The organism is Phenylobacterium sp. (assembly GCF_041913825.1).
In the GTDB taxonomy this organism is placed as follows: domain Bacteria; phylum Pseudomonadota; class Alphaproteobacteria; order Caulobacterales; family Caulobacteraceae; genus Phenylobacterium.
The window spans coordinates 39,955-65,628 of sequence record NZ_JAYSEO010000010.1 but is presented as its reverse complement, the minus strand read 5'-3'; the positions used below and the strand labels follow the sequence as shown (position 1 = coordinate 65,628).

Here is a 25,674-nt window from a genome sequence, read left to right as displayed (position 1 = left end):
AATGGAGCGCCACCGTATCCACACCCGCCGCGTCGGGTCGAGCCGCCCCGCAGGTCCGCGCGGGTCAGAACCGGCGGCTGACGCCGATCTGGACAACCGGGTAGTACTTGAAGTCCTTGGCGTCGTCGCGGATGTCGGCTTCCTCTTGGCGCAGGCGCGCCTGGAAGGTCGGGTCGCCCGACAGCGTCCCGCCGGAGGCCTGCAGGCTCACGTCCGGGTCGTCGGAGAACGAGACGCCGACCAGGGCTCGGAAGCCCCAGGCCCGCTCTGTGGTGAAGGTGTTGTCGAAGCCGACGCCCACGAAGGGCTGCGCCGACGACAGCTTGGCCTTGCCGTCGATCCGTCCCACCTGGGCCGGCGTGAAGGTCGCCCCGCCGATCTCCACCGGGCCGGTCGGGCGCGCCGTGAGGTCGAGCTTGCGATCGCCGAAGTAGGCGCCGCCCGAAACCAGGAAGGCCGAGCCGCCGGGATGCCAGTCGGCGAACAGACCCGCCGTGGCGGCCTTCAGCTTGCCGTCGTAGTTCACGCCCGAATAGTCCTCGTCGTGGCTGAGGTTCAGCCAGTCGCCGCCGCCGCGGACCACCAGGCGGTCGCCGACGCGGAGCTTGGCTTCCACGCCAAGACCTGGCGTGCCGGCGTTCAGGCCGATGGCGAACGGCCCGGACTGGGCGAAGGCCGCGCCCGCGGGCGCAGCGGCGAGCGCCGCCGCGGCGGCCAGGATCTTGAACAAGCGCATGAGGGTCTCCGGTGGGCCTGGGCGGCCCGGGGTCGCGCGGGGTCTATGCCGGGCTGCGGCGCGGCGGGAGGAGACGTCTCGCCGCGTCGGACATCTAGCCGCGGTCAATCCGGGCGGCGTAGCAGCCGCGCCCCGCGTTGTGGGCGTGGAGGTAGGCGGTGTCCGGCCGGGCCAGCAGGCGCTCGACGGCCGGCTCCAGCTCCGCGCCCGGCGCGAGCGCGGCGTCCACCATCATGCCGGCCGCGTCGAACGCCCTGAGCGAGATCATCGGCCGGACGGTGAGCACCGGCGGCAGCGCGTCGACGTAGCGGGCGGTCTCCGTGGCGGCCTCGCCGACGAAGATCGCGTGGCGCGACCGGTAGGGCGTGTCGGCGGCCTGGTGCTCGTAGTTCAGGAGCAGCAGGGTCTCGCCGGGCCGGGCGTCGGCCAGGCTCACGCGGCAGGGGAAGCCCACGGGCGCGTCGGCCGTGCAGCGTAGCACGCCGCGCTCGGCGAGGTCGGCGTCGGAGAGGCCGAACAGGGGGCGGAATTCCTCCAGCGGCAGGCCGGAGACGACGTAGGACATGGGACGGACTCCTTCAGGTCAGGCGGCGTCGTGGAAGATGACGCCGAGGGTGTGGCGGCGGCCGGCTCGCAGCCGGCTGACGCCGTGTCGAAGATTGACGCGATAGGGGCCGCGGGCGCCGGTCACGGGCCGCTCGCGGACCGGGAAGATCACGGCGTCGCCCCGCCGGAGCGGGACGACCTCGACGCGGGACTGCATCCGCGGCCGCTGTTCGGTGAGGACGAACTCGCCGCCCTCGAAGTCGCGGCCCGGCGCGTCGAGCAGGATCGCCGCCTGCAGCGGGAAGACGTGCTCGCCGTAGAGGTCCTGGTGCAGGCAGTTGTAGTCGCCGGGGCCGTAGCGCAGGAGGAGCGGCGTCGGCCGCGTCTGGCCGGCGCCGTGGCAGCGGGCCAGGAACTCGGCGTGGGTGGCGGGGAAGCGGGGCTCGACGCCAAGCCAGGCGTCCCAGCGGTTCGCGATCTGCGCCAGCGGCGGGTAGAGCGCGCGCCGCAGATGGGCGACCAGGTCCGGCAGCGGATCTGTGAAGTAGCGGTACTCGCCGCGGCCGAAGCCGTGCCGGGCCATGACCACGGTGCTGCGGAACAGCGCCGGCCGGTCGTACCAGCCGGCCACGGCGGCGCAGGTCTCCGGATCGAGCAGGTCCGGGACGAGCGCGCAGCCGTGGGCGTCCAGCTCGGCGGCGACTGCGGCCCAGTCGAGGGTCGAGAGGCGGGGCAGGGGAAGGGCGGCGTCCATGGGCGAGAGATCGCGCCCGACCGGCCAAGCCTCAACCGGGCGAATTCAACACAGGTCCGAAAGCCGCCAGGCGGTGCGCCCGCCTGCACGCCGACGTTCTGAAGATCGCCGCGGCGTCGTTAGCAGGCGTCGGCGGCGCTCTTCGAGGGGGGTTAGCGCTGCCGCCGGAGCGTTCGCTGGATAAGCCGGAGATGGAGCGCGTGCGCGGCGACGAAGACCAGCGCAACTAGGACATGCACCGGCAGCGCGAGGTGTTCCTGACCCGGTCGAGGCTTCAGGAATATGGACAGGGCAGCCATGCAGGCGAGGCATCCTGCGGCCAACACAGGCGTAAAGGCCAGCGCCACGGGACGTGGCGCGGTCCAGGTCACCGTCCCATCCAGAAGCCACTGCATGGGCAGTCGACGCTCCATCCCGAAGCGGCGGTCGGCGCGCACCGACATGGCCGTCAGACACGCCACAGCAACCAAAGTCACAGCCGTGGCCGCTATGGTGGGCATCAACTCGATCGCCTCCGTCCCCCCGAAGACTAGGTGCTCGGGGAACGGTCAGCAACGGGTCGGTTGCGGAGAGGCGACATCCGTCGCGAGCCGTCCGTCTACCTCCGGTCCGGCCGATGGCTTAGGGTCGCCGGATGGGACTGCTGACCTTCAGTATCAACGTCACCCTGGACGGCTGCGTCGACCACCAGGAGGGGATCGCCGACGACGAGACCCACGCCTTCTTCACCCGCCTCATGGATGAGGCCGGGGCGATGCTGTGGGGGCGCGTCACCTACGAGATGATGGAAGGCTACTGGCCGGCGGTCGCCCGGGGCGAGGTGGGGGCGCCGCCGGCGATCCGCGAGTGGGCGGTCAAGCTGGAGGCCAAGCCGAAGTACGTGGTGTCGTCGACGCGGACGAGCTTTCCGTGGACCAACAGCCACCACCTGGCCGGCGATCTGCGCGCCGGCGTGCAGAGGCTGAAGGACGCCACGCCGGCGGGCGTGCTGCTCGGCAGCGGCAAGCTCGCCGCCGAGCTGGACCGGCTGGACCTGATCGACGCTTACAGGTTCCTCGTCCACCCGAGGATCGCCGGCCACGGGCCGACCCTTTACGAGACCGGGCTGCCCGCCACGCGGCGGCTCGAGCTGGTGTCGGCGGAGCCGCTCCGATGCGGGGCGGTGGCCATGCACTACCGCCGGGCGGCCTGAGTCAAAGCCAGTCGAGGTCGGTGCGGCGGCCGTTGATGATCACGCCCTTGAGCCGGGCCTTGCCGTCGCGGCCGATGGAGACCACGGCGAAGGCCCCCGCGGCGCCGGGCGCCCGCAAGGCCTCCTGCATCGCCTCGGCCTCCGCCTGGCTGGCGTGGAAGCGGTCGACCCCGAGGTCCAGGGTCGCTTCGCCGTCCCCGCAGTAGAGGCGTCCCTGGACGGGGAGACCGAGCGCTGCGGCGCTCTCGCGGTCCTGGGCGACCGCCACGGCGCGGTGGCGCACCCCGTCGCGCCGCAGGGCGATCCAGTGGCGATCGTAGGAGCCGATCATCGGCGCGGGGCAGCCGTCGACCTCGCCCCGGTCGCGGATCTGGAACCGCATGTAGTGTCCGCTGAGCGGGGACCGGGGATCGAAGCCGGTGATGGCGAGCCGCACCTCGGTTCCGGCGGCGCGGGCGGCGCTCTCCCGAACGACCAGGCCGATGAGCGCCGCGACGAGGAGGGCGGCTGCCACGGCGATCCTCGCGGGAAGGCCAAGGCTCAAGCCGGGCTCGAGCGGCGCAGGAGAACGGCTATGGCCAACGCGATCACCGCCAGTCCGGCGAAGACGCCCGCCGAGGCGAGCAGCCCGACGCCCAAGTCGAACAGCAACGCCAGGCCCGCGGCGATCAGGCTGACGACGCCGACCGCGCTGACGATCGCATGGGCGTCATGCCGGCCGAGCGCTACCGCGCCCGCGGACAGGGCGAGCCAGGCCACCGGGTGGAGGAGCGGCATGCCGCCGTCGCCGAAGCCCGACAGGCCGAAGTAGGCGAGGGCTCCCAGCACGCACCAGCCGTAGAGGACCGTCGTCGGGCCGCCGTAGCGTTCCCGTCCGTGGCGGGCGGCGGCGGCGAGGCCGGCGAAGACCAGGCTGGTGACCAGGAACGTCGTCCGTGGCTCTCCGCTCGTCAGCCGCAGGGCGACGATGACGACGGCCGCGAGGCCCGCGGCATGGGCCAGCGGGGCCGACCGCCACCGGATCGCGAGCGCCGCCGCGAGCGGCGCCAAGGCCAGGGTCCAGGGCAGGCGTTCGATCCTGCCGTAGGGCAGCCGCTCGGCCACGCCGTCGAAGACGCCGGGCGCGGCGGCGTCGCCGGCCAGCGTCAGAAGCACGGCGGCCGCGCCGGCCCAGGGGGATCGCCCCGCCAGCGCCAGCACGGCCGCGCCAAGGCCTGCGCCGCGCAGCGCCGCCGCCGGATCGCCCGCCAGGTCGAAGATCTGGCCGGTCAGGCCGATGGCGGCGGCGAACACCAGGGCCGCGACGCTGAGCAGGACGTTCTTGGTGACCTCCCGGCCGCGCCCGGCCGCCCAGGCCGCGCCCAGGGCGGAGGCGAGGAAGGCCGCCAGGATCAGGCCGAAGCGGACGATCCGCGGGATCTCGGACCAGTTCGCCGCCACGAAGGCGATCACGGCGGCGCCCGCCAGGAACGCGCCGATGGCGGCGAGCGCGGTGGCGGCGTCGAGTCGGCGCTCCCGGCCGACGCCGGCGAGGATCGCCTCCCGGCTCGCGGCGGGCACGAGGCCGTCGCGGATCCAGGCGTCCAGGTCGCTCTCGAGGCGGCGTCGATAGCTGGCCATGCGCGGCTGAGAGTGGCCGACTTGGCCGCGGCCCGCAATTGCGGGGCCGGTTCCGCGGCGTTAGAACGCCGGCCCGCACCAAGGAGACCGCCATGCGCCAAGCGACGGACACCCGCCTCGTCCCGAACGCCCACGCGACCCTGGTCTCCCATGCCCGCCTTCGTCACGCTCGATTCCCTGAGCTTCCGCGCGCCTGACGGCCGCGCCCTTCTCGACAACCTGACTCTTGCCTTCGGGGCGGAGCGCACCGGCCTGGTCGGCCGCAACGGCGTGGGCAAGACCACGCTGCTGCGCCTGATCCTGGGCGAGCTCGCGCCGCTCGCCGGAACCGTGACCGTGCGCGGGCGCCTGGGCGTGCTGCGCCAGGCGCTGCAGCCGCCGCCGGGCGCCACGGTGGCCGAGCTGATGGGCCTGGCCGACGCGCTCCGGCGGCTGGCGCGGATCGAGGCCGGGTCGGGGACCGAGGCCGACTTCGCGGACGCCGACTGGGGCCTGGAGGCCAGGCTCGCCGAGGCGCTGGCCGGCGTCGGGCTGGCAGGGCTCGATCCCGACCGGCCGGCCGCGACCCTGAGCGGCGGGCAGGTCACCCGGGCGGCGCTCGCCGGCCTGGTCGCCGCCGGGCCCGACCTGCTGGTGCTGGACGAGCCGACCAACAACCTCGACGCCGAGGCGAGGGCGCTGGTCGGCGAGGTGCTGGGCCGCTGGAAGGGCGGGGCGCTGGTGGTCAGCCACGACCGCGGGCTGCTGCGCCGGATGGACCGGATCGTCGAGCTGACCGGGCTGGGCGCACGGGTCTACGGCGGCGGCTACGACCTCTACGCCGAGCGCAAGGCGGCCGAGGCCGCCGCCGCCGAGCGGGCCCTGGACCAGGCCGAGCGTGCGGTCGAACGGGTCGCCCGCGAGACGCAGGCCGTGGCCGAGCGCAAGGCGCGGCGCGACGCGGGGGGCCGGCGCTACGCCCGGTCGGGCTCGGCGCCGCGGATCCTGCTGGGCGGGCTGAAGCGGCGGGCGCAGGAGAGCGCCGGGCGCGGCGAGGCGCTGGCCGAACGCCTGCGCGGCGAGGCGGCGGAGGACCTGGCCGCGGCGAAGGCGCGGGTGGAGCCGGTGCGGGCCCTGGCCTTCGAACTGCCGTCGTCCGGCCTGCCCGCCGGTCGGAACGTCCTGGCGATGGACGAGGTGGCCTTCGGCTACCCCGGCGGACCGCGGCGGCTGGACGCGGTGTCGCTGCAGATCACCGGCCCGGAGCGCGTGGCGGTCACCGGCCCGAACGGGGCAGGCAAGACGACCCTGATCCGGCTGGCGGCCGGCGAGCTCGAGCCGACGGAGGGGCGGGTGCGGCGGAACGCCCCCTCGGCCTTCCTGGACCAGCAGACGGCGCTGCTGCGGCCGCAGGAGACGCTGGTGGAGGCCTTCCGGCGGCTGAACCCGCAGGCCGGCGACAACGCCGCGCGGGCGGCGCTGGCCCGCTTCTTGTTCCGCAACGTCGCCGCCGACCGGCGGGTGGCCGAGCTTTCCGGGGGCGAGCGGCTGCGCGCCGCCCTGGCCTGCGTGCTGATGGCGGACCAGCCGCCACAGCTCCTGATCCTCGACGAGCCCACCAACCACCTGGACCTGGACTCCGTCGCCGCCGTGGAGGCGGCGCTCGCCGGCTACGACGGAGCCCTCCTGGTGGTGAGCCACGATCCCGACTTCCTGGCGGCGGTCGGGATCGGTCGGGAGCTGTCGCTGAGCTAGCCGAAGCCCTCGGCGAGCACGACGATGGCGTCCGAGCCCGCGATGCGGTCCTCGGCGATGGCCCGGTACTCGGGCGACTCCGCCCAGCGCAGCGCCGCGGCGCGGTCTTCGAAGGCGAGGAGGACGAGCTTGCGCCCGTCCCATTCGCCCTCCAGCGCCTCCGGGGTCTCCTCGGACGCCAGCAGCCGGCCGCCGTGCGCCTTGAGCACCGGCAGGAACGCCGCGGCGTAGCGACCGTAGCGCTCCCGGTCGTGGATGGCGATCCGGCCCACGAGGTAGCAGGTCATGCCGCCGCCCTCCGGGTCAGCACCCGGAAGGTGGCGTTCGCCCGGGCGCAGGGCTGGCCGTCGGCGGTGACGAAGGCCTGGGCGAAGCAGAGGGTGGAGCCCGGCTTCACGAAGACCGTGTCGAACTCCAGCCACTGGCCCTTCAGCGCCGCGCCGAGGAAGTCGACCGCCAGGTTCACCGTCACCAGCCCGCCCGCGGCGCCAATGCGGCGCGCGCAGGACAGACCCATGGCGTTGTCGGCCAGCGCCGAGATCAGCCCCCCGTGGACGAAGCCGCGGCTGTTGGTGTGGGCGTCGCCGGCGCGCAGGGCCAGGACCACGTCGTCGCCGTCCAGGCGGCTGTAGATCGGCTCCCAGGGCTCGGTGAGCGGGCTGCGGCGGTCGTGCCGCGCGAAGCCGGCGGGGATGTCGGACCGGGCGTCCATCACGCGGCCGCCAGCCGGGCGAGGCTTTCCAGCGTGCCGGCGCACGCGCGGGCCGCCTCCTGGCCCTTCACGCGGAAGTGGCCGTGGAAGAACCTCTGGTGGACGTCGTGCTCGTGGAAATGGTGCGGCGTCAGCACCACCGAGAAGATCGGCGTCTCCGTGGCGAGCTGGACCTGCATCAGCGCCCGGATCACCGTCTCGGCGACGAACTCGTGGCGGTAGATCCCGCCGTCGACCACGAAGCCCGCGGCGACGATGCCGGCGTACTTGCCCGTGCGGGCGAGCGTCTGGGCGTGTAGCGGGATCTCGAACGCGCCGGGGGTCTCGAAGACGTCCACCGCCGAGGCGGGGAAGCCGAGGGCGACGATCTCGTCCATGAAGCCCGCATGGGCTTCGCGCACGATGTCGGCGTGCCAGAGGGAATGGATGAAGGCGATCCTGGCGGCGCGGTAGGCGCCGTTGGCGGTGGGCAGTTCGCCGGAAAGCGGAACGGAAGCGACTTGGGTCATGGTTCTCTCCCTGACCGGGTTCGAGGGACCACGACTCAGGGAGACGCCGACGCGCACGGACGGACTCCGCCCCTGACGCGACGACGGTTCTCATAACCGGACTATGACCGTCGGCCCCGGAATCGCACCGGGTCTGCTCGTCCCCTCCGCCGCCCCGAGGGGCTTCGGAGGGCGCCCGCGGGCTCGTCCCCCTTGAGCTCCTGACGGAGCTTCGGGAGGCATTACCGCCGGTGGGGAGTTCCACCCCGCCCTGAGAACGTAGGCCGCCGAGCACTCGGCGGCATCAGCAAGCTACGCCGGTTCCGCAGGGTCAAACAAGTGTTCGGATCAGGCCCGTCGGTTGAGGGTGATGGCGGTGGCGGTGCTGGCCGGCTGGCCCGAGAGGGTCGCGCCGGGACCGTAGCCGGAGACCTGCTGGCGCTGGCCGGCCACTTCCTCGGCGATGGCGCGCACCAGGCCCTCGGTGACGGTCTTGGCCGCCTCGATGGCGCGGCCGTGGCGGGCGAGCACCGCGTCGAAGGCCTTGGTGGCCTGGATCAGCCGCTGGCGCTGGGCCGGCGGCGCGCCCTGGACGAGGCGCGGGTCGGCGCGCACGCGGGTGCTCTCGTGGCGGTAGAGGTTCGCCAGCCGGCCGGTCTCCTCGATGTTCGCCGCCGCGTCCTGCGGACGGCGGCCCTCGAAGGCCTGGCATTCCACGGCGATCAGCTCCGTCAGCCGTTCGGTGAGGATGATCAGTTGCTCCACCCGGTCGGCGGCGTTGTCGGCGGCAAGGGCCATGGGGCGCTCCTCAGCTCAGTCCCTGGAGTTTCAGCATTTCGCGCGAGATCTGGTCGGTCAGGCCGACGCCGCCGGCGCGGGTCATCTGCTTGGCCATGGCCTCGCTCATGAACGACTTGAACATCTCCTCGCCGGGGCCGCCGCCGAACGGGGCGGAGACGTTCACGCCCTCGAACATCTGCTGCAGCATGATCGAGAGGAACTGCGCTTCGAACTTCTCGGCGGTCTCGCGGATCTGGCCGCGCTTGGCGAGCTCGGCGGCCGAGCTGGCGCCGGCGGCGACGGGCTGCAGCAGGGCAGGGGAGACGCTGACCGGGCCCATCACATCACCTCGATGTCGGCCTGCAGGGCGCCGGCGGCCTTGATAGTCTGCAGGATGGAGATCATGTCGCGCGGCGTGACGCCCAGCGCATTCAAGCCCGACACCAGGCTGGAGAGCGAGGCTCCCTCGCGCAGGGTGACGAACTGGCGGCCGGTCTCCTCGTCCACGTCCACGTCGCTCTGCGGCACCACGGCGGTCTGGCCGGTGCGGGCGAAGGGCGGCGGCTGGCTGACGGCGGGGCTCTCGCGGACGGTGATGGTCAGATTGCCCTGCTGGATCGCCACCGTGGAGATGCGGACGTTCTCGCCCATCACGATCACGCCGGCGACCTCGTCGATGACCACCTTGGCCGGCGCGTCCGGATCGACGGTCAGGTTCTCCACCTGAGAGACGAAGGTCATCATGTCCCGGCCGGCCGGCGGCCGGATGGCGACGATGGTGGGGTTCTCGGCGTAGGCCGTGCCCGGGTAGCTCTTGTTGACCGCATCGGCGATGCGACGCGCGGTGGTGAAGTCGGGATTGCGGAGCGTCATCCGCAGGCTGTCCATGCTCGCGAGCTGGAAGCCGATCTCCTTCTCCACGATCGCCCCGCCGGCGATGCGCCCGGCGGTGGGCACGCCCTTCGAGATGCTGGAGCCCGAGGCGCCCGAGGCGCTGACCGAGCCGGTCTGCACCGTGCCCTGGGCCACGGCATAGGCCTGGCCGTCCGCGCCCAGCAGGGGGGTGACCAGCAGGGTGCCGCCCAGCAGGCTCTTGGCGTCGCCGAGCGCCGAGACGCTGGCGTCGATCTGGGCCCCCGCCGCGGCGAAGGCCGGCAGCCGGGCCGTCACCATCACCGCGGCGACGTTCTTGGTGTTGAGGTTGGCGTCGCGGGTGTTGACCCCCAGACGCTCCAGCATGGCCTCGAGGCTCTGCTTGGTGAAGGGCGCGTTCCGCAGGGCGTCGCCCGTGCCGTTCAGGCCGACGACGATGCCGTAGCCGACCAGCATGTTGTCGCGCACGCCCTCGAACTGGACGATATCCTTGATGCGGGACTTGGCGAACGCCGGCTGGGCGGTCAGTCCCAGGACGGCCAGGAGCGACAGGAGGAGACGGAAGGCGCGGATCATGGTTAACCGTGAAGCTGCTTCCGGCGGCGCCATGCGATAGGCGTGCCAACTCCTCCGCGGCGTGAAAGTCTCGTGAAATCAAGGAGCGGAGAGCTGAGGGCGGCCGGCGCCGGGCGGCCCCGGCAGAAATTGCCCGGCATTAACCATACCGCAAGCGACGCAACCGACTCTGCCGGCCATCAGTGGGAGTGGGCCTGAACACATGAAGGTCATCGGACCAGGCGGGATCAGTCAGACGGGCGGACCGTCGAAGGCCAAGACCTCGGGCGGGTCGGGCTTCCGGCTGCCGGGCGTCGGCGAGGCCCAGGGCCCGGCCCAGAGCGCCGGCGTCTCCGCAACCTCCGGTATCATGGGCGTCGAGGCGCTGCTGGCGCTGCAGGACGTCGGCGGGCCGCTCGAGCGCAAGCGCAAGGCGGTCAGCCGCGCCGGCCGGATCCTCGATGTGCTGGACGAGATCAAGGTGGCGCTGCTGGAAGGCGCGCTGACGCCGCACCAACTGGATCGCCTGAGCCGCGCAATCCGCGACGAACGGGCCCAAACCGACGATCCCAAGCTCGAAGCTGTGCTGGAAGAAATCGAAGTCCGCGCGGCGGTCGAGATGGCCAAGCTTGAGCAGGCGAGGCGCGCGGCATAATTCCCCGGCGGAATCCAAGTGATTGAAACCGCCGTTCTCTTTGCTATAAGCCCGTCGCGTGTCTCAGTTCTTTAGGGGGGCGTGAGGTTTTCATGAAGGCGGCCGCAGTGTTGGCTGACAAGCCCGAGTATCGTCCTTCCGAGGACGAGGAGTTCATGAACGAGCGTCAGCTTGAGTACTTCAAGCAGAAGCTGCTGAACTGGAAAGAGGATATCCTCCGGGAATCTCGCGAGACGCTGACGCATCTTCAGAGCGAAACTGAGAACCATCCGGACCTGGCCGACCGGGCCTCGTCCGAAACCGATCGGGCTCTTGAACTTCGCACCCGGGACCGCCAGCGGAAGTTGATTTCCAAGATCGACGAGGCGCTCCGGCGGATCGAGGACGGCTCCTACGGCTATTGCGAAGAGACCGGCGAACCGATCGGGGTCGCCCGGCTCGAAGCCCGGCCGATCGCCACCCTCAGCCTGGAAGCCCAGGAGCGGCACGAGCGCCGCGAGCGCGTCCACCGCGACGACTGACCAACTGCCCGACTGACCCGGCCCCCACGAGGGGCCGTTTTCTTTTCAGGGCGGCGTTTTGCGCCCCGCCCATGGCCGCGCTATATATGCTCACGTTGAGCATTTCCCCGGGCCGCGACCGCTTGGCGCCACGTGACGCGGCGTGCGTTAGTCGGTGGCGACAGCAGCGGAGCCGCGCGTGACGAAGGCGTTCTTTTCGATCCACTCCCATGGCTTCGTGCGCGTGGCGGCCTGTACGCCCCGGGTGTCGCCGGGCGATCCGGGTTTCAATGCGGCCGAGACCCTGGCGCTCGCCCGGGACGGCCACGCCCGCGGCTGCGACCTCATGCTGTTTCCGGAGCTGGGGATCAGCGCCTACGCCATCGACGACCTCCTGCTGCAGGACGCCCTGCTGAAGCGGGTGGAGACCGAGATCGCCGGATTGGCCGAGGCGAGCCGCGAACTCGCCCCCGTGCTCCTGGTGGGGGCGCCGGTGGTCCACACCGGGCGGCTCTACAACTGCGCCGTGGTGATCCACCGGGGCCGGATCCTCGGCGTGGTCCCCAAGAGCTTCCTGCCGAACTACCGCGAGTACTACGAGAAGCGCTGGTTCGCGCCGGGCTTCGGGATCGCCGGGCTGACGGTGCGGCTGGCCGGGCAGGAGGCGCCGTTCGGCACGGACCTCGTCTTCGAGGCCGAGGACCTGGCGGACTTCGTCTTCGCCGCCGAGATCTGCGAGGATTTCTGGGCCCCCGCGCCGCCGTCGACCCAGGCGGCCATGGCCGGCGCCCTGATCCTCTGCAACCTGTCGGCCTCCAATATCGTGGTGGGCAAGTCCGACGAGCGGGAGATGCTCTGCGCCTCGCAGTCCGCCCGCTGCCAGGCGGCCTACCTCTATTCGGCCGCCGGACCGGGCGAGAGCACCACCGACCTCGCCTGGGACGGCCAGGCGACGATCCACGAGCTCGGCAAGCAGCTCGCCTGCACCGAGCGGTTCCCCACCGGCCCGCAGATGGCGGTGGCCGACGTGGACGTGGAGCGCCTGCGGCTCGAGCGGATGCGCTCGCCCACCTTCAACGACAACGCCGTGGCGGCGGGGCATCCCGAGCGGCGGTTCCGGCGCGTCCGGTTCGAGCACAGGCCGTCGTTCGAGGACGTCGGCCTGCTGCGCCACATCGACCGCTTCCCGTTCGTGCCGGACGATCCGGCCCGGCTCGACAAGGACTGCTACGAGGCCTTCAACATCCAGGTGCAGGGGCTGGTGCGCCGGCTCTCGGCCACCAGGTCGAAGCACATCACCATCGGCGTCTCGGGCGGGCTCGACTCCACGCACGCCCTGCTGGTCGCCTGCAAGGCCTTCGACCTGCTGGGCAAGCCGCGGTCGGACATCCTGGGCTTCACCATGCCAGGCTTCGCCACGAGCGAGGGCACGAAGTCGAACGCCTGGAAGCTGATGAACGCGCTGGGCGTGACCGGCGAGGAGATCGACATCAAGCCGGCGGCGATCCAGCTCCTCAAGGACATGGGCCACCCCTTCGCCGAGGGGCAGCCGGTCTACGACGTCACCTTCGAGAACGTTCAGGCCGGGCTGCGCACCGACTACCTGTTCCGGCTGGCCAACCAGCGGCACGGGTTCGTACTGGGCACCGGCGACCTCTCCGAGCTGGCGCTGGGCTGGTGCACCTACGGGGTCGGCGATCAGATGAGCCACTACAACGTCAACGGCTCGGTGGCGAAGACCTCGATTCAGCACCTGATCCGCTGGGTGGTGAAGACCGGCCAGCTCAATCCGGAGGCGTCGGAGACGCTGCTGTCGATCCTGGGCACGGAGATCTCGCCGGAGCTGGTGCCGCCGGACGCCTCGGGGGCCATCCAGAGCACCCAGGCCAAGATCGGCCCCTACGAGCTGCAGGACTTCAACCTCTACTACATCACCCGCTACGGGCTGCGGCCCTCCAAGGTGGCCTTCCTGTCGTGGCACGCCTGGAAGGACGCGGCGGACGGCCAGTGGCCGCCGAACTTCCCGGAGGAGGCGCGCCACCAGTACGACCTGGCGGCCATCAAGCACTGGCTGGGCGTGTTCCTGTTCCGCTTCTTCGAGATCAGCCAGTTCAAGCGCTCGGCCATGCCGAACGGGCCGAAGGTGATCTCGGGCGGCAACCTCTCGCCGCGCGGCGACTGGCGGGCGCCGTCGGACGGCACGGCGCGCATCTGGCTGGAGGAGCTGGAGGCGCAGGTTCCGTAGGCGGGGCGGGGTCCGCCGGCCGTCAGTGCGGGCCCGAAAGCCGCAGCGCGCCGGCCGCCAGCGTATGGTGCGGCTGGGGGCGGGCCCGGTCCTTGCGCGTGCGGATCGCGCGCCAGAGCGCGCCGACAACCAGCACCCAGCCATAAGGCACGTCGCGTTGGGTCTTGAACTGCAGGTCCATGGGCTTGTCTCCCGTCGGGGATTGGAACGCGAGGGAAGGGTGCGTCGAACGCCGTTCCTGGACAAACGGGTTCTCCTGCTGCATCCATAAGGGCAGCTTATGTCCGACCCGCTCGCCACCATCCCGCTCAGCGCCATCCGCGTCTTCGAGGCCGCGGCCCGCCTCGGCAGCTTCACCCGCGCCGCGGACGAGCTCGGCATGACCCAGGCTGCGGTGAGCTGGCAGGTGAAGGCGCTGGAGCAGCGCCTCGACCAGCCGCTGTTCCGCCGGCTGCCGCGCGAGGTGGTGCTGACCGCCGCCGGCGATCGGCTGGCGCGGGCCGCCACCGAGGCCATGGTCGCGCTGCGCGCCGCCGTCTCCGACATCACCGACAGCGCCGACGGCGTGCTGGCGATCACCACCCTGCAGACTTTCGCCATGCAATGGCTGGCGCCGCGGCTGGGCGGCTTTCAGGTGGCGCATCCCGAGATCGCGGTGCGGGTGCGCACCGACAATCGGGTGGTCGACTTGCTGCGCGAGGACGTGGACGTGGGCATCCGCGGCGGAACCGGCGACTGGCCCGGGCTGGAGGCCCACCACCTGTTCCCAACGATCCAGACGGTGCTGGCCGCGCCGGCCATGCTGGCCCGCCTGCCGCCGCTGACCGCGCCGGCCGACCTGCTGCAGGCGCCGCGCATCGGCGTCGGTTGGGAGTGGGGGCTGTGGTTCCGGGAGGCGGGCGTCACCCCGCCTGAGGGCGCGCTCGACGGTACGCCCAGGATCACCGGCGACACTCAGACGCTGGAGGTCGCCTCGGCGCTGGCCGGCCAGGGCGTGGCGCTCGGCTCACCGATCCTGTTCGCCGACGACATCGCGAGCGGGCGGCTGGTGCAGCCGTTCCCGATCAGCGTGCGCATGGGGCACGGCTACTGGCTGGTCTATCCGAAGGACCGGCGGCGGACCCGCAAGATCGCCGCCTTCCGGGAGTGGCTGCTGGCGTGCGTGGTGAACGACCCGGCGATCGCGCGCTACACGGGGCAGCTTAGCTGAGGCCGGCGATCCGGCGCTCGTCCTCGGCGTCCTCGGACACGCCCTCGCCGAGCAGGGCCGGCACGATGTCCTCGACGTGCTCCACCGCAATCCAGGCGTTCATGAAGTCGGGCGGGGTGAGCTTCTCGTCCACCGTGTGCTGGAACAGCTTGAACAGCGGCTCCCAGAAGCCGCGCGGGTTGTAGAACACCACCGGCTTGGCGTGCAGGTCGAGGCGGCGCCACGACAGCAGCTCGACGATCTCCTCCAGGGTGCCGATCCCGCCCGGCAGGACGACGAAGGCGTCGGAGCGCTCGAACATCATGATCTTGCGCTCGTGCATGGAGGTGACGACCACGTGCTCCACGCTCTCGAGGGCGCGCTCCTTACCGACCAGGAAATCCGGGATGATGCCCAGGACGCGGCCGCCGGCCTCGTGGGCCGAGCGGGCGGTCGCGCCCATCAGGCCCACGCCGCCGCCGCCGTAGACGAGCTTCAGCCCGGCCTGCGCCAGCGCGCGGCCGAGCGCGGCCGCCGCGGCGAGGAACTGCGGGTCCGCGGCGTTTGACGAGCCGCAGAAGACGCAGACGGAATCCAGGCGGGCAGGCGCCATGTGATGGTACTCCAGAGAAGACAGCCGGCGCTGGCTTCAGCGCGCAGGCGAACCCGACTAGCTATGGCCCGGGTCAGGGAGTTTCAAGCCGACGTGTTTCCAACGCCTTTCCGCATCGTCGCCATCGCCGCCCTGCTGCTGCTCTCCGCCTGCGGCGGGCGGGGACAGGCCGCCAAGGGCTCCGAGGACTCGGCCGAGGCGGCGGCCGGCTATCTCGCCGCGCCGGTGGCGACCACCTACACCGGCGGCGCGCTGGCGGGCCGCGGCGCGCCGGGCGCGCGGGTGCGGCTGGCTTCGCCCACCGGCGAGGCGGTGTTCGCCCAGGTGGACGGCGAGGGACGCTGGTCGCTGCGGCCGCCGGCCGCCGCCGAACCGCGGATCTGGGGCCTGTCGATGACCGCGTCGGGCCGGCAGGTGCAGTCGGAGGGCTATGTGCTGGTGGCGCCCGCCGGGGCGGCCGCGGTGCTGCGGGCCGGCGGCGGCTCGCGCCGGCTGGACCCGCAGCCGCACGGGATCGGGGTGGTGGACTTCGACCGCGGCGGCGGGGCCGTGGTCTCGGGGACCGCGCCGCCGGACGCAGTGGTCGTCGTGCGGTTGGACGGGCGGCAGGTAGCCGAGGGGCGCGCCGACGAGTCCGGCCGGTTCGCCATCGCCCTGCCGCCGACTGGCGGCGCGGCCCACCGCCTGCAGGTGTTCGGCGACGGGCTGCAGGACGAGGCGCGGGTGGAGACGGCGCCGGCGCCGCCTCTTGTGGGCGGGCCGCTGCGTAGCCAGTTGTCCAGCGGCGGGCTGCGCGCCGACTGGCTGACGCCGGGCGGCGGGGTGCAGTCCACCGTGCTCATCGACTGAGAGGCAAGGGGATTGGCCTACGTCCGCGCCCACGCCGCCCGGGGACGTTTCGCCGGGCCCGAGGCGATCGCGCCGGCCGGAGCGAAGTTCGACTTCTGGGGCTCCATGGCCGACCTCGGCGGGCTGGTGCTCCGCTCGGGCGCGCCGCAGTTGCGCCTACGCATCGCCGCGGCGCTGGTCCTCGTCCTGCTCGGCAAGATCGCCACTGTCGCCGCACCGGTGCTGCTGGCCGACGGGATCAACAGCCTCGCCCCGGCGGCCGGAGGCGTGGGCGTGGTGGTCGGCTGGACCTTCGTCACCCTGGCGCTGGGCTTCGCGGGGCTTCGCCTGCTCGCCGCCTGCGCGCCCTTCGCCCGCGACGCCATCTTCACCCGCGTGTCGCAGTCGACCATGGCCCGCGCGGCCGTGGAGACCTTCGGCCATGCGCTGGCGCTGTCGCTCGACTTTCACCAGAGCAAGCAGACCGGCACGCTCTCGCGGATCATCGACCGCGGGGCGCGGGCGACCGACTTCCTGATCCGCAGCGTGATCTTCAGCCTCGGGCCGACACTGGTGGAGCTGGTGCTGGCCATGGGGGTGATGGCGCTCAGGCTCGACTGGCGGTTTGCGCTCACCGCCTTCGCCACCCTGGTGATCTACGCCATGGTCACCTTCAAGATCACCGACTGGCGTCTCTCGCACCGGCGCGAGCTGAACGACGCCGAGAACCGGGTGGCCGGCCTGTCGGGCGATGCGCTGATCAACTACGAGACGGTGAAGACCTTCGGCGCCGAGCGGCGGGTGGAGAAGGCCTACGAGAGCGCCATGGGCGCCTATGTGGACGCAAGCTCCCGGGCCAACGGCTCGCTGAACCTGCTGAACGCCGCCCAGTCCCTGGTGCTGAACGTGGGCCTGGCGGCCCTGACGGTGATGGCGGGCTACGAGGTGGCCGGCGGGCGGCTGCAGATCGGCGACATCACCCTGGCCATCCTGCTGCTCTCCAACCTCTACGCGCCGCTCGGGATGCTGGGCTTCCAGTACCGCGAGATCCGCCAGGGCCTGATCGACATGGAGCAGATGGTCGCCCTGAAGGCGCGGGCGCCGGACATCGTCGACGCGCCGGACGCCCGCGACCTGCCGCCGGCGAGCGGCCGCGGGGCGCGGCTGGCGTTCGAGGACGTCAGCTTCCGCCATGACGCGCGGGCCCAGGGCCTGGCCGGTGTGAGCTTCGCCGCCGAGCCCGGCCAGACGGTCGCGCTGGTCGGTCCCTCGGGGGCGGGGAAGACGACGGCGGTGCGCATCGCCATGCGGCTGCTCGACCCGCAGGAGGGCCGCGTGACGCTGGACGGCCTGGACATGCGCCAGGTGCGGCAGGCGTCGCTGCGCCGGGCGGTGGCGCTGGTCCCGCAGGACGTGGCCCTGTTCAACGACACCCTGTTCGCCAACATCGCCTTCGCCCGACCCGAGGCCACGGCTGACGAGGTGCGGGCCGCGGCCGAGGCGGCGGAGCTGGGCGGCTTCATCGACGGGCTGCCGAACGGCATGTCCACCCTGGTGGGCGAGCGGGGCCTGAAGCTGTCGGGCGGCGAGCGCCAGCGGGTCGGCATAGCCCGCGCCCTGCTGGCCGATCCCCGGCTGCTGATCCTGGACGAGGCGACCAGCGCGCTCGACGGTCCCACCGAGGCGGCCATCCAGGAGACCCTGCGCAAGGCCCGGGCCGGGCGCACCACCCTGGTGATCGCCCACCGCCTGTCGACCATCGTCGACGCCGACCAGATCCTCGTGCTCCGCCGCGGCCGCATCGTCGAGCGCGGCACGCACGCCGAGCTGCTGGCGCGCCAGGGCGAGTACGCCGCGCTCTGGCGGCGCCAGACGCGGCAGGGCTGAGGCCTACTCCGCCGCCCGGGGCAGGTCGTCGCCGAGGCTCAGGCTGGGCGGCCCGCGCCGGCGGCGGCCGAACCGCTCGCGCAGCGCCCGGATGCGCCGGCCGTAGACGGTGGGCGCGGCCAGCATCACCGGGGTCAGGGCGAGCGTCAGCAGGGTGGCGAAGGACAGGCCCCAGACCACCGCGGCCGAGAGCTGCACCCACCAGTCGGAGCCGGGCGCCTTGTACTCGAAGTGGCCGGTGTGGAAGTTCGGGTGCACCTGGAACATCAGCGGCAGCAGGCCGACCACGGTCACGACGGTGGTCAGCATGACCGGCCGGAACCGCTGGGCTGCGGCGCGGACGGCCGCGTCCACCCGCGGCTGGCCGTTGCGGACGAGCTGGTAGAAGGTGTCCACCAGCACGATGTTGTGGCCGACCACGACGCCGAACAGCGCCACCACCCCGGTCCCCATGAAGATCACCGAGATGTAGGGGAAGGTGCCGGCGAAGTTCACCTGCACGCCCAGCAGGACGCCGACGGTGGAGAGCACCACGGCCGAGAGGGTGACGACCACCCCGTAGAAGCTGTTGAACTGCCACAGCAGAATCACGAACATCATGAACAGCGTCGCGCCCATGGCGGTGACGAAGAACTTCTGCGCCTCCTGGCCCTCCTCGTCGGCGCCGGTGAACTTCCACTGCACGGTCGGATCCAGGGGCGCCTTCTCCAGCCACGGCCGCAGCTCGGCGATCTTCTGGTTGGCGGCCACGCCCTCGACGGCGTTCGCCTGCACCACCACCAGCCGCTGGCCGTCGCGGCGCAGGATGGTGGTCACCTGCTGGGCCGGCACGCGCTTGACGAAGTAGCTGGCCGGGACGGGGCCCTGGGCGGTGGGGATCTTCAGCCGCTCGAGCGCGTCGGTGGTCCGCGCCTCGGGCGTGAACCGGACCCGGATGTCGAGCTCGTCGTCGGCGTCGTCGGGCCGGAAGCGGCCCATCAGCACGCCGCCGGTGACGAACTGGATCGCCTGGCCGACGGTGACCACGTCGACGCCGTAGCGGCCGGCGGCCTCGCGGTCGACGACGAGGTTCCACTCGATGCCCGGCGAGGTGCGGTTGTCCTCCAGCTCGAAGAGCTGCGGATCCTGGGCGAGCCTGGCCTTCACCAGGTCGGCGGCGGCGTTCAGGGCGGCGGGGTCGTGGCCGCGCAGCTCGACCTGCACGTCCTTGCCCACCGGCGGACCGGACTGCGGCGGACGCACCTCGACCTGCATGCCCGGCACGTCGGCCACGCGCTTGCGGATCTCGGCCTCGATGTCGCGGCCGCGGACGCCGAGCTCGCGGCGCGCCTCGAACGGCAGGAAGTCGATGTAGAAGCGGCCGATGGTGTCGTTGGGCGCCGCGCCCGGACCACCGCCGGGGCTGAAGGTTCCCGCCCGCAGGAAGACGGACTGCACGCCCTTCACGTTCTGCAGCCGGCCTTCGACCTGCTGGACGAGCTCGTACTGCGCCTCCGGCGAGAGGTTGCCGCGAGCCTTCACATAGACCTGCACGAACTCCGGATCCTCCTCGAGGAAGAACTCGGTGCGGTGCGGGGTCATGACGAACCAGGTCACGATCGCCGCCACTATGGCGACCCCGGTGGCGATGCAGCGGGTCGGGTGGCCCGCCATCCACGAGATGGTGCGGGCGTACCAGCCCATGAAGCCGCTCATCTCGCGCGGATCGCCGTGCTCGGACTTGTGGATCTCGGCCAGGTGCTCGGCGTCGATGGCCGTCTCGCGCCCGAAGATCGAGCCCACGGCCGGCGTGAACAGCAGGGCCACGAAGATCGAGGCGCCCAGCACGAAGAAAAGGGTGATCGGCAGGAAGCTCATGAACTTCCCGGCGATGGAGTTCCAGAACAGGAACGGGAGGAAGGCCGCGAGCGTGGTGAGCGTGCCGTTGACCACCGGCCAGAACATCCGCCGGCCGGCGGCGGCGAAGGCCTCCTGCTTGGGCATGCCCTCGGCCATCTTCCGGTCGGCGTACTCGACGACGACGATCCCGCCGTCCACGAGGATGCCCACCGCCAGCACTAGGCCGAACATCACCATCATGTTCAGGGTGACGCCGGTCGCCTGCAGGAACAGGAAGGTCAGCAGGAAGCAGATCGGGATGGCCAGGCCGACCATCAGGCCCTGGCGGATGCCGAGGCTGAGCACGATGATCGCCATAACCAGCAGGCTGGCCATGATCAGCCCGCTCTCGAGCACGACCAGGGTGCGGCCGATGAACTCGGACTCGTCGTAGGTGTAGTCCACCTTCACGTTGGGCGGCCAGCGGACCTTCTCCTCGTCGACGATCTTGCGGATCTCGCGCACGGTATCGAGGAGGTTGGCCCCGCTGCGCTTGGAGACCTCGAGGGAGTAGACCGGCTCGCCGTTGAAGCGGGCGATGAAGCTCGGGTCCTTGAAGGTGCGGCGCACGTCGCCGATGTCGGCGATGGTGATCAGCCGGTCGCCGTTCTTCTTGATCGGCAGGGCGAGGATGTCGGCGGGCTCTTCGACGACGCCCGGCACCTTCACCGCGAACTGGCCCTGGCCCGAGCGCAGGTTGCCGGCGGGCACGAGCTGGTTGTTGCGGCCGATCACCTGGGCGAGTTCGCCGGTGGTGACGTTGTAGGCCTCCATGCGCAGCGGATCGATGGTGACTTCCAGCACCTCCTCGCGGCCGCCGCTCATCATAACCTCGAGCACGCCGGGCGTGCTCTCCAGCCGCTCCTTCAGGGCGCGGCCGACCCGGTGCAGCTCGCGCTCGGGGACCTGGCCGGAGATCTCGATGCCGATCACCGGCTCGTCCGAGAAGCTGGCCTCCTGGATGATCGGCTCCTCGGCGTCGGGCGGGAAGCGGCCGCGGGCCAGGTCCACCTTGGCGCGCACGTCGGCCAGGGCCCGGTCCTTGTCGAAGTCGGCTTCGAACTCGAGGTTGACGATGCCCATGTTCTGGCGGGCCGCCGAGTTCATCTCCTTGATGCCCTCGATGGTCTGCAGCTCCACCTCCAGCGGGCGGACCAGCAGCCGCTCGGCGTCCTCCGGCGACACGCCGGGGTAGGGGACCACCACCGAGATGAACGGGAAGTCGATGTTCGGCTCCGACTCCCGGGGGACCGAGAAGTAGGCGAAGAGCCCGAACAGGCTGGCGATCACGGTGATGCCCAGCACCACCTTCCGCCGCTTGATGGCCCCGTCGATGAGGGCTGCGATCATCGTGCCGTTCTCCCGGTGGCGGCTGCGCCTAGCGCGCGGCGGCCACGCGAACCTTCTGACCCTCGGCCACGTAGGACTGGCCGACGGTGATCACCCGGACCGGGCCGGAAAGCCCGCTCACCCACACGCCCTGCGGCGTCTCCTCCTGCACCGTCACGGGCGTGAAGGCGACGCGCTGGTCGGCGAGCACGTGGCGCACGCCCTGACGGCCGGCGGAATCCAGCACCAGGGACGCCAGCGGCACCAGGTGGGCGGGTCCCTGTCCGACGTTGACGCGGACCTCGGCCGACAGGCCGGAGCGGACCTTCAGCGACGGGTTGGCCACCGCGATCTCCACCCGGTAGGTGCGGGTCTGCGGGTCGGCGTCGTGGGCCACGTAGCGCACGCGGCCGTTCAGCATCTCGCCCGACAACAGCCGGGCGGTGGCCGGCGCGCCGACCTGCAGCCGAGCGGCCTCGGTCTCCGGCACGTCGCCGAACACCACCAGCGGGTTGAGCTCGATCATGGTGCCGCAGGCCTGGCCCGGCGCGAGATAGGTCCCGACCTCCGCCTCGCGACGGTCGAAGACGCCGGCGAACGGGGCGGTGATGTTCACCTGGGCGAGCGCGATCTCGGCGGCGCGGACCTGCGCGTGCGCCGCATCGAGCTGGGCCTGGGTCTCGAGGACCTGGGTCTCGGAGCGGTAGCCCTTCTGCGCGAGCTGGGCGGCCGCCTGCCGCTGGAGCTGGCGCGAGCGAAGGTTGGCGCGAGCCTGGTCGAGCGAAGCCTGCCGCGCGTCCACGGCCAGCCGGCAGAGCACCTGGCCCCGGCGCACGAAGCTGCCTTCGGCCGCGGGGGTGGCGGCCACGACGCCAGCGGTCTCGGAGCGGACGATCACCGCGCGGGCGGCCTCGGTGCGGCCGCGCATGGCCACCTCCACCGGCCGGATGGTCTCGGCCGCGGTGCGCACCTGGACCGAGGGGGGACCGGCCGGCGCGGTCGCCTTGGCCTCCGCCGTGCCCGCTTCGTCGCCGCCGAAGATCGAGCGCACGATGAAGTAGAGCGCCACCACGGCGATCATGGCGATGACGAAAACGTACTGCGATTTCATCCGCATAAGCTGTTCCTCGGCCCTCCGCCCCATGTGGCCCCCGGCCGCGCCTCGCGCCGTGAACCACCCTGAGAGGGTGTCGGGCGCTTGTGATGCCACTGTTACGCGAGTGCAAATGAAATCGCGGACAGGTGGCGGGCGGGCCGGCTATTGTCGCTAGGCGTCACGAGGGCGGCCACGCGCAATGCGCCGGCCGCGTGACCACGTGTCGCACGATTTACAGAGTAAGGGAAAGACCCTCCGGTGAGATACCTCCACACCATGGTCCGCGTGACGGACCTCGACGCGTCGGTCGACTTCTACTGCAACAAGCTTGGCCTTAAGGAATTCTCTCGACGCGACTACGAGGCCGGCCGCTACACCCTGGTCTTCCTCTGCGCGCCGGGCGACGAGGCCCTGGCCCAGGCCAGCAAGGCCCCGATGGTGGAGCTCACCTACAACTGGGACCCGGAGGCCTACGAGGGCGGCCGCAACTTCGGTCACCTGGCCTACGAGGTGGACGACATCTACGCCGTCTGCCAGCGGCTGAAGGACGGCGGCGTGACGATCAACCGGCCGCCCCGCGACGGCCGCATGGCCTTCGTCCGCTCGCCCGACAACATCTCCATCGAGCTGCTGCAGAAGGGCGGCTCGCTGCCGCCGGCCGAGCCGTGGGCCTCGATGCCCAACGTCGGCGCCTGGTAAGGCGGCGCTGAAACCCGGGCGGCGGCCGGGTGTTTCGGCAGCCTCACACCAGGGACGAGGGACCACCATGCCGGCGCCGACCATCACGCTGAACGACGGAAACGTCATGCCGCAGCTCGGTCTGGGGGTGTGGCAGTCGCCGCCCGACATCACCGCCGAGGTCGTGCGGACGGCCATTGCGGCCGGCTACCGCTCCATCGACACCGCCGCCATCTATCGCAACGAGGCGGCGGTGGGGGAGGGCGTGCGCGCCTCCGGCGTCGCCCGGGAAGAGCTGTTCGTCACCACCAAGCTGTGGAACGACGAGCAGGGCTACGACGCGGCGCTGCGCGGCTTCGAGGCCAGCCTGAAGCGGCTCGGCATGGATTACGTCGATCTCTACCTGATCCACTGGCCGGCTCCGGGGCAGGGGCGCTATCTGGAGACCTGGCGCGCGCTCCTGCGCCTGCGCGAGGACGGCCGCGCCCGCTCCGTCGGCGTGTCCAACTTCATGCCCGAGCACCTGCGCCGGATCGTCGGCGAGACGGGCGAGGCGCCGGCGCTGAACCAGGTGGAGCTGCACCCGAGGTTCCAACAGACCGACCTGCGGGCGGAGCACGCGAGCTTGGGCGTCGCCACCGAGTCCTGGAGCCCGCTCGGCCAAGGGACCCTCCTGGAGGATCCCGCCGTACGGCAAGTCGCCGAGAAGCACGGCAAGACCGCCGCCCAGGCGATCATCCGCTGGCATCTGGACCAGGGCCTGATCGTCATCCCGAAGTCGGTGAACGAGACCCGGATCCGCGCCAACTTCGAGGTCTTCGACTTCGCCCTCGACGAGGACGACCTGCGCGCCTTCGCGGGCCTCGACAGCCCGACGGGGCGGATCGGCCCAGATCCGGTCAGCTTCGGCTGAGCTTAGTGGCCGGCCAGAATTTCTGACCGGCTCCCAGGCTTAGCCTTCGCACGTCGCCCCCCATCTGAAAGGCTGCAGATTCGAGGGGGTGTCCGATGAGCGCACGCCGGCCGTTCGGCCAGAACTACGCCTGGGTGGTGATCGGCGCGGCCTTCGCCTCGCTGATCGCCGCCGCCGGCCTACGCGCGGCGCCCGGCGTGCTGATGACCCCGCTGCAGGACGCCTTCGGCTGGTCGCGCAGCGACGTGTCGCTCGCCGCCGCGGTCGGCATCTTCCTCTACGGCCTGGTGGGGCCGTTCGCCGCCGCCCTGATGCAGACCCTCGGGATCAAGCGGACCCTGGTGGCGGGGCTCGCGGCCATGAGCGCGGCCACGGCGCTCAGCCTGCTGATGTCCGAGCCCTGGCACTACGTGGCGACCTGGGGCGTGCTGTCCGGCTTCGGCTCGGGCGCCGTGGCCATGGTGCTGGGCGCGGCCGTGGTGAACCGCTGGTTCGTCACCAACCGGGGCCTCGTCATGGGCCTGCTCAGCGCGGCCACCGCCACCGGCGCGCTGATCTTCCTGCCGCTGATGGCGAGCCTCGTGGAGGGCGGCGGCTGGCGCCCGGTGGTGGTGCTGGTGTCGCTGGTCACCGCCGGGCTGATCCCGCTCGTCCTGCTGCTGATGCCCGAACGCCCGGCCGACGTGGGGCTCAGGCCCTATGGCGCCGCCGAGGACGTCCCGGCGGCCCCGCCCGGCCGGCCCGCCGAGAGCGTCCGTCTCGCGCTGGGCGCGCTCGCCCGCGGGGCCCGCACGCCGACCTTCTGGCTCTTGTTCGGCACCTTCTTCGTCTGCGGCCTGACCACCAACGGCCTGGTCGGCGCCCACCTGATCAGCTTCTGCGGCGACATGGGCCTGCCCATCGTCCAGGCGGCGGGCCTGCTGGCGCTGATGGGCGTCTTCGACCTGGTCGGCACCACCGCGTCCGGCTGGCTGACCGACCGGTTCGACCCGCGCAAGCTGCTGTTCGCCTACTACGGCCTGCGGGGCCTCTCGCTGATCGCGCTGCCGTTCACCGACTTCGGCATGATGAGCCTGACGATCTTCGCGGTCTTCTACGGCCTCGACTGGATCGCCACCGTGCCGCCGACGCTCAGGCTCGCCAACGAGACCTTCGGCGACCGCGAGGCGCCCATCGTCTTCGGCTGGGTGCTGGTGGGCCATCAGGCGGGCGCCGCCACCGCCGCGTTCGGGGCCGGCGTCCTGCGCGAGCTGTCGGGCCGCTACCTGGAGGCCTTTGTGATCGCCGGGGCCTTTGCGATCGTCGCGGCGGCGCTCGCCCTGATGATCCGGCGAGAAGGGGACGCCGCGCCCGCGGCGGAGCCGCCGCCGGCCTGATCAGGCCGGCGGCCGCAGGACCGGCAGTTCGCCGCGGCTGTGCGCCAGGCCGAGCTGGAAGCTCTGGGCGATCATCTCGGCGCGGCCGATGAACACCGCGGCCGCGGGCGGCGGGCAGACCTCGCGGGCCGTCTCTCGGAAGAGCTCCAGCCAGCGGTCGAAGTGGGCGGCCTCCAGGCCGGCCAGCCGCAGGTGCGCGGCCATCGGCTGGCCCTTGAAGCGGCCGGTCATCAGGGTCACCGACGACCAGAAGTCGCACATCCGGTCGAGGTGAGGCTCCCAGTCGGCGATGGCGGCGTCGAAGATCGGCGCCAGCACCGCATCCGCGCGGACCCTGCCGTAGAAGGCGTGCACGAGGCGGTGGATCATCGCCTCCGTCACGCCGGCGGCGGCGCCGGGCGCGAGGCGCGCCCGGGTCTGGGCCCGCAGTTCGGGCGTGGGTCCGATGGACGGCATGGGCCGCATATAGGCGGCCCCGCCCCCGGCGCGTACTCCGG

28 protein-coding genes and 1 riboswitch are annotated in these 25,674 nt (G+C 71.9%); of the genes, 11 read left to right on the top strand and 17 right to left on the bottom strand.

The features are described 5' to 3' along the window. Nucleotides 1-64: 64 nt before the first annotated feature. The 4 genes from ACE3Q8_RS10045 to ACE3Q8_RS10030 form a co-directional block, all read right to left on the bottom strand. Nucleotides 65-736, bottom strand: a complete 672-nt coding sequence (locus ACE3Q8_RS10045) for a hypothetical protein (RefSeq protein ID WP_374470141.1) — start codon at nt 734-736, stop codon at nt 65-67. Between the two features lie 94 nt (nt 737-830). Next, nucleotides 831-1,301 carry a DUF1203 domain-containing protein gene (locus ACE3Q8_RS10040; protein WP_374470140.1) on the bottom strand — a complete coding sequence of 157 codons (471 nt, stop codon included), beginning with the start codon at nt 1,299-1,301 and terminating at the stop codon, nt 831-833. An 18-nt stretch (nt 1,302-1,319) separates the two neighbouring features. After that, on the bottom strand, nt 1,320-2,036 hold the full coding sequence (locus ACE3Q8_RS10035; RefSeq protein WP_374470139.1) for a 2OG-Fe(II) oxygenase: 717 nt from the start codon (nt 2,034-2,036) through the stop codon (nt 1,320-1,322). 152 nt (nt 2,037-2,188) lie between these two features. After that, nucleotides 2,189-2,536, bottom strand: coding sequence for a hypothetical protein (locus ACE3Q8_RS10030; RefSeq protein WP_374470138.1), 348 nt, complete (start codon nt 2,534-2,536; stop codon nt 2,189-2,191). 134 nt (nt 2,537-2,670) lie between these two features. Here ACE3Q8_RS10030 and ACE3Q8_RS10025 point away from each other — a divergent pair, with 134 nt between their 5' ends. Further along, nucleotides 2,671-3,228 carry a dihydrofolate reductase family protein gene (locus ACE3Q8_RS10025; RefSeq protein WP_374470137.1) on the top strand — a complete coding sequence of 186 codons (558 nt, stop codon included), beginning with the start codon at nt 2,671-2,673 and terminating at the stop codon, nt 3,226-3,228. Between the two features lies 1 nt (nt 3,229). Here the strand turns inward: ACE3Q8_RS10025 and ACE3Q8_RS10020 are convergent, their stop codons facing one another. Together ACE3Q8_RS10020 and ACE3Q8_RS10015 are read right to left on the bottom strand one after the other, a co-directional pair. Continuing rightward, nucleotides 3,230-3,742: a GDYXXLXY domain-containing protein gene (locus tag ACE3Q8_RS10020; RefSeq protein WP_374470136.1), complete on the bottom strand. Its 513-nt coding sequence runs from the start codon at nt 3,740-3,742 to the stop codon at nt 3,230-3,232. A 26-nt stretch (nt 3,743-3,768) separates the two neighbouring features. Continuing rightward, complete coding sequence (locus tag ACE3Q8_RS10015) at nt 3,769-4,848, bottom strand: DUF2157 domain-containing protein (RefSeq protein ID WP_374470135.1); 1,080 nt, start codon at nt 4,846-4,848, stop codon at nt 3,769-3,771. A 150-nt stretch (nt 4,849-4,998) separates the two neighbouring features. Here ACE3Q8_RS10015 and ACE3Q8_RS10010 point away from each other — a divergent pair, with 150 nt between their 5' ends. After that, nucleotides 4,999-6,582 (top strand): ABC-F family ATP-binding cassette domain-containing protein, encoded by a 1,584-nt coding sequence (locus ACE3Q8_RS10010; protein WP_374470134.1) that lies wholly within the window; start codon nt 4,999-5,001, stop codon nt 6,580-6,582. On the opposite strand, the gene ACE3Q8_RS10005 is transcribed toward ACE3Q8_RS10010, so the two are convergent. The 6 genes from ACE3Q8_RS10005 to ACE3Q8_RS09980 form a co-directional block, all read right to left on the bottom strand. After that, the gene (locus ACE3Q8_RS10005; protein WP_374470133.1) at nt 6,579-6,869 is read right to left on the bottom strand and encodes a DUF1330 domain-containing protein; all 291 of its coding nucleotides are present in this window, start codon (nt 6,867-6,869) and stop codon (nt 6,579-6,581) included. The two genes, ACE3Q8_RS10010 and ACE3Q8_RS10005, sit on opposite strands and share 4 nt — an antisense overlap. Further along, nucleotides 6,866-7,294: a PaaI family thioesterase gene (locus tag ACE3Q8_RS10000; RefSeq protein ID WP_374470132.1), complete on the bottom strand. Its 429-nt coding sequence runs from the start codon at nt 7,292-7,294 to the stop codon at nt 6,866-6,868. Before ACE3Q8_RS10000 ends, ACE3Q8_RS10005 begins: the two co-directional genes overlap by 4 nt. Beyond that, nucleotides 7,294-7,803 carry a 6,7-dimethyl-8-ribityllumazine synthase gene (locus tag ACE3Q8_RS09995; protein ID WP_374470131.1) on the bottom strand — a complete coding sequence of 170 codons (510 nt, stop codon included), beginning with the start codon at nt 7,801-7,803 and terminating at the stop codon, nt 7,294-7,296. The genes ACE3Q8_RS10000 and ACE3Q8_RS09995 overlap by 1 nt, the downstream gene beginning before the upstream one ends. 82 nt (nt 7,804-7,885) lie before the next feature. Continuing rightward, a riboswitch (FMN riboswitch) is annotated at nt 7,886-8,065 on the bottom strand. 65 nt (nt 8,066-8,130) lie between these two features. Then, nucleotides 8,131-8,580, bottom strand: coding sequence for a flagellar basal body protein (locus ACE3Q8_RS09990; RefSeq protein WP_374470130.1), 450 nt, complete (start codon nt 8,578-8,580; stop codon nt 8,131-8,133). Between the two features lie 10 nt (nt 8,581-8,590). Next, nucleotides 8,591-8,902, bottom strand: coding sequence for a rod-binding protein (locus ACE3Q8_RS09985; RefSeq protein WP_374470129.1), 312 nt, complete (start codon nt 8,900-8,902; stop codon nt 8,591-8,593). Continuing rightward, the gene (locus ACE3Q8_RS09980) at nt 8,902-10,011 is read right to left on the bottom strand and encodes a flagellar basal body P-ring protein FlgI (protein WP_374470128.1); all 1,110 of its coding nucleotides are present in this window, start codon (nt 10,009-10,011) and stop codon (nt 8,902-8,904) included. The genes ACE3Q8_RS09985 and ACE3Q8_RS09980 overlap by 1 nt, the downstream gene beginning before the upstream one ends. Nucleotides 10,012-10,213: 202 nt before the next feature. Here ACE3Q8_RS09980 and ACE3Q8_RS09975 point away from each other — a divergent pair, with 202 nt between their 5' ends. The 3 genes from ACE3Q8_RS09975 (at nt 10,214) to ACE3Q8_RS09965 (ending at nt 13,390) form a co-directional block, all read left to right on the top strand. After that, entirely contained in the window at nt 10,214-10,645 is a 432-nt protein-coding gene (locus tag ACE3Q8_RS09975) for a flagellar assembly protein FliX (protein ID WP_374470127.1), read from the top strand. Between the two features lie 92 nt (nt 10,646-10,737). Next, nucleotides 10,738-11,166: an RNA polymerase-binding protein DksA gene (dksA, locus tag ACE3Q8_RS09970; RefSeq protein WP_374470126.1), complete on the top strand. Its 429-nt coding sequence runs from the start codon at nt 10,738-10,740 to the stop codon at nt 11,164-11,166. A 178-nt stretch (nt 11,167-11,344) separates the two neighbouring features. Continuing rightward, nucleotides 11,345-13,390, top strand: coding sequence for an NAD(+) synthase (locus ACE3Q8_RS09965; protein WP_374470125.1), 2,046 nt, complete (start codon nt 11,345-11,347; stop codon nt 13,388-13,390). Between the two features lie 22 nt (nt 13,391-13,412). On the opposite strand, the gene ACE3Q8_RS09960 is transcribed toward ACE3Q8_RS09965, so the two are convergent. Then, the gene (locus ACE3Q8_RS09960) at nt 13,413-13,571 is read right to left on the bottom strand and encodes a hypothetical protein (RefSeq protein ID WP_374470124.1); all 159 of its coding nucleotides are present in this window, start codon (nt 13,569-13,571) and stop codon (nt 13,413-13,415) included. Nucleotides 13,572-13,670: 99 nt separating this feature from the next. Between ACE3Q8_RS09960 and ACE3Q8_RS09955 the strand changes: the two genes are divergently transcribed. Next, on the top strand, nt 13,671-14,600 hold the full coding sequence (locus tag ACE3Q8_RS09955; protein ID WP_374470123.1) for a LysR substrate-binding domain-containing protein: 930 nt from the start codon (nt 13,671-13,673) through the stop codon (nt 14,598-14,600). Here the strand turns inward: ACE3Q8_RS09955 and ACE3Q8_RS09950 are convergent. Continuing rightward, nucleotides 14,593-15,192, bottom strand: a complete 600-nt coding sequence (locus tag ACE3Q8_RS09950; RefSeq protein WP_374470122.1) for a TIGR00730 family Rossman fold protein — start codon at nt 15,190-15,192, stop codon at nt 14,593-14,595. The genes ACE3Q8_RS09955 and ACE3Q8_RS09950 overlap by 8 nt on opposite strands. Nucleotides 15,193-15,285: 93 nt before the next feature. Between ACE3Q8_RS09950 and ACE3Q8_RS09945 the strand changes: the two genes are divergently transcribed. Then, a complete protein-coding gene (locus ACE3Q8_RS09945) occupies nt 15,286-16,041 on the top strand; it encodes an Ig-like domain-containing protein (RefSeq protein WP_374470121.1) in 756 nt (251 codons plus the stop codon). Nucleotides 16,042-16,146: 105 nt separating this feature from the next. Then, the gene (locus tag ACE3Q8_RS09940) at nt 16,147-17,907 is read left to right on the top strand and encodes an ABC transporter ATP-binding protein/permease (RefSeq protein ID WP_374470266.1); all 1,761 of its coding nucleotides are present in this window, start codon (nt 16,147-16,149) and stop codon (nt 17,905-17,907) included. A 3-nt stretch (nt 17,908-17,910) separates the two neighbouring features. Here the strand turns inward: ACE3Q8_RS09940 and ACE3Q8_RS09935 are convergent, their stop codons facing one another. Together ACE3Q8_RS09935 and ACE3Q8_RS09930 are read right to left on the bottom strand one after the other, a co-directional pair. Beyond that, complete coding sequence (locus tag ACE3Q8_RS09935; RefSeq protein WP_374470120.1) at nt 17,911-21,135, bottom strand: efflux RND transporter permease subunit; 3,225 nt, start codon at nt 21,133-21,135, stop codon at nt 17,911-17,913. Nucleotides 21,136-21,163: 28 nt separating this feature from the next. After that, complete coding sequence (locus ACE3Q8_RS09930) at nt 21,164-22,231, bottom strand: efflux RND transporter periplasmic adaptor subunit (protein WP_374470119.1); 1,068 nt, start codon at nt 22,229-22,231, stop codon at nt 21,164-21,166. 237 nt (nt 22,232-22,468) lie between these two features. Here ACE3Q8_RS09930 and ACE3Q8_RS09925 point away from each other — a divergent pair, with 237 nt between their 5' ends. The 3 genes from ACE3Q8_RS09925 (at nt 22,469) to ACE3Q8_RS09915 (ending at nt 25,177) form a co-directional block, all read left to right on the top strand. Next, nucleotides 22,469-22,909, top strand: a complete 441-nt coding sequence (locus tag ACE3Q8_RS09925; RefSeq protein ID WP_374470118.1) for a VOC family protein — start codon at nt 22,469-22,471, stop codon at nt 22,907-22,909. A 67-nt stretch (nt 22,910-22,976) separates the two neighbouring features. Continuing rightward, a complete protein-coding gene (locus tag ACE3Q8_RS09920; RefSeq protein WP_374470117.1) occupies nt 22,977-23,801 on the top strand; it encodes an aldo/keto reductase in 825 nt (274 codons plus the stop codon). Between the two features lie 95 nt (nt 23,802-23,896). Continuing rightward, the gene (locus tag ACE3Q8_RS09915; RefSeq protein WP_374470116.1) at nt 23,897-25,177 is read left to right on the top strand and encodes an MFS transporter; all 1,281 of its coding nucleotides are present in this window, start codon (nt 23,897-23,899) and stop codon (nt 25,175-25,177) included. Here ACE3Q8_RS09915 and ACE3Q8_RS09910 read toward each other — a convergent pair whose 3' ends face one another. Then, nucleotides 25,178-25,633 (bottom strand): group III truncated hemoglobin, encoded by a 456-nt coding sequence (locus ACE3Q8_RS09910; protein ID WP_374470115.1) that lies wholly within the window; start codon nt 25,631-25,633, stop codon nt 25,178-25,180. It abuts the gene before it with no gap. Between the last annotated feature and the right edge of the window lie 41 nt (nt 25,634-25,674).

Coding starts and splice junctions, on each gene's coding strand:
- ACE3Q8_RS10045 (WP_374470141.1), bottom strand. CDS start 736: ATGCGCTTGTTCAAGATCCTGGCCGCCGCGGCGGCGCTCGCCGCTGCG.
- ACE3Q8_RS10040 (WP_374470140.1), bottom strand. CDS start 1,301: ATGTCCTACGTCGTCTCCGGCCTGCCGCTGGAGGAATTCCGCCCCCTG.
- ACE3Q8_RS10035 (WP_374470139.1), bottom strand. CDS start 2,036: ATGGACGCCGCCCTTCCCCTGCCCCGCCTCTCGACCCTCGACTGGGCC.
- ACE3Q8_RS10030 (WP_374470138.1), bottom strand. CDS start 2,536: ATGCCCACCATAGCGGCCACGGCTGTGACTTTGGTTGCTGTGGCGTGT.
- ACE3Q8_RS10025 (WP_374470137.1), top strand. CDS start 2,671: ATGGGACTGCTGACCTTCAGTATCAACGTCACCCTGGACGGCTGCGTC.
- ACE3Q8_RS10015 (WP_374470135.1), bottom strand. CDS start 4,848: ATGGCCAGCTATCGACGCCGCCTCGAGAGCGACCTGGACGCCTGGATC.
- ACE3Q8_RS10010 (WP_374470134.1), top strand. CDS start 4,999: ATGCCCGCCTTCGTCACGCTCGATTCCCTGAGCTTCCGCGCGCCTGAC.
- ACE3Q8_RS10005 (WP_374470133.1), bottom strand. CDS start 6,869: ATGACCTGCTACCTCGTGGGCCGGATCGCCATCCACGACCGGGAGCGC.
- ACE3Q8_RS10000 (WP_374470132.1), bottom strand. CDS start 7,294: ATGGACGCCCGGTCCGACATCCCCGCCGGCTTCGCGCGGCACGACCGC.
- ACE3Q8_RS09995 (WP_374470131.1), bottom strand. CDS start 7,803: ATGACCCAAGTCGCTTCCGTTCCGCTTTCCGGCGAACTGCCCACCGCC.
- ACE3Q8_RS09990 (WP_374470130.1), bottom strand. CDS start 8,580: ATGGCCCTTGCCGCCGACAACGCCGCCGACCGGGTGGAGCAACTGATC.
- ACE3Q8_RS09985 (WP_374470129.1), bottom strand. CDS start 8,902: ATGGGCCCGGTCAGCGTCTCCCCTGCCCTGCTGCAGCCCGTCGCCGCC.
- ACE3Q8_RS09980 (WP_374470128.1), bottom strand. CDS start 10,011: ATGATCCGCGCCTTCCGTCTCCTCCTGTCGCTCCTGGCCGTCCTGGGA.
- ACE3Q8_RS09975 (WP_374470127.1), top strand. CDS start 10,214: ATGAAGGTCATCGGACCAGGCGGGATCAGTCAGACGGGCGGACCGTCG.
- dksA (WP_374470126.1), top strand. CDS start 10,738: ATGAAGGCGGCCGCAGTGTTGGCTGACAAGCCCGAGTATCGTCCTTCC.
- ACE3Q8_RS09960 (WP_374470124.1), bottom strand. CDS start 13,571: ATGGACCTGCAGTTCAAGACCCAACGCGACGTGCCTTATGGCTGGGTG.
- ACE3Q8_RS09955 (WP_374470123.1), top strand. CDS start 13,671: ATGTCCGACCCGCTCGCCACCATCCCGCTCAGCGCCATCCGCGTCTTC.
- ACE3Q8_RS09950 (WP_374470122.1), bottom strand. CDS start 15,192: ATGGCGCCTGCCCGCCTGGATTCCGTCTGCGTCTTCTGCGGCTCGTCA.
- ACE3Q8_RS09940 (WP_374470266.1), top strand. CDS start 16,147: ATGGCCGACCTCGGCGGGCTGGTGCTCCGCTCGGGCGCGCCGCAGTTG.
- ACE3Q8_RS09935 (WP_374470120.1), bottom strand. CDS start 21,135: ATGATCGCAGCCCTCATCGACGGGGCCATCAAGCGGCGGAAGGTGGTG.
- ACE3Q8_RS09930 (WP_374470119.1), bottom strand. CDS start 22,231: ATGCGGATGAAATCGCAGTACGTTTTCGTCATCGCCATGATCGCCGTG.
- ACE3Q8_RS09920 (WP_374470117.1), top strand. CDS start 22,977: ATGCCGGCGCCGACCATCACGCTGAACGACGGAAACGTCATGCCGCAG.
- ACE3Q8_RS09915 (WP_374470116.1), top strand. CDS start 23,897: ATGAGCGCACGCCGGCCGTTCGGCCAGAACTACGCCTGGGTGGTGATC.
- ACE3Q8_RS09910 (WP_374470115.1), bottom strand. CDS start 25,633: ATGCCGTCCATCGGACCCACGCCCGAACTGCGGGCCCAGACCCGGGCG.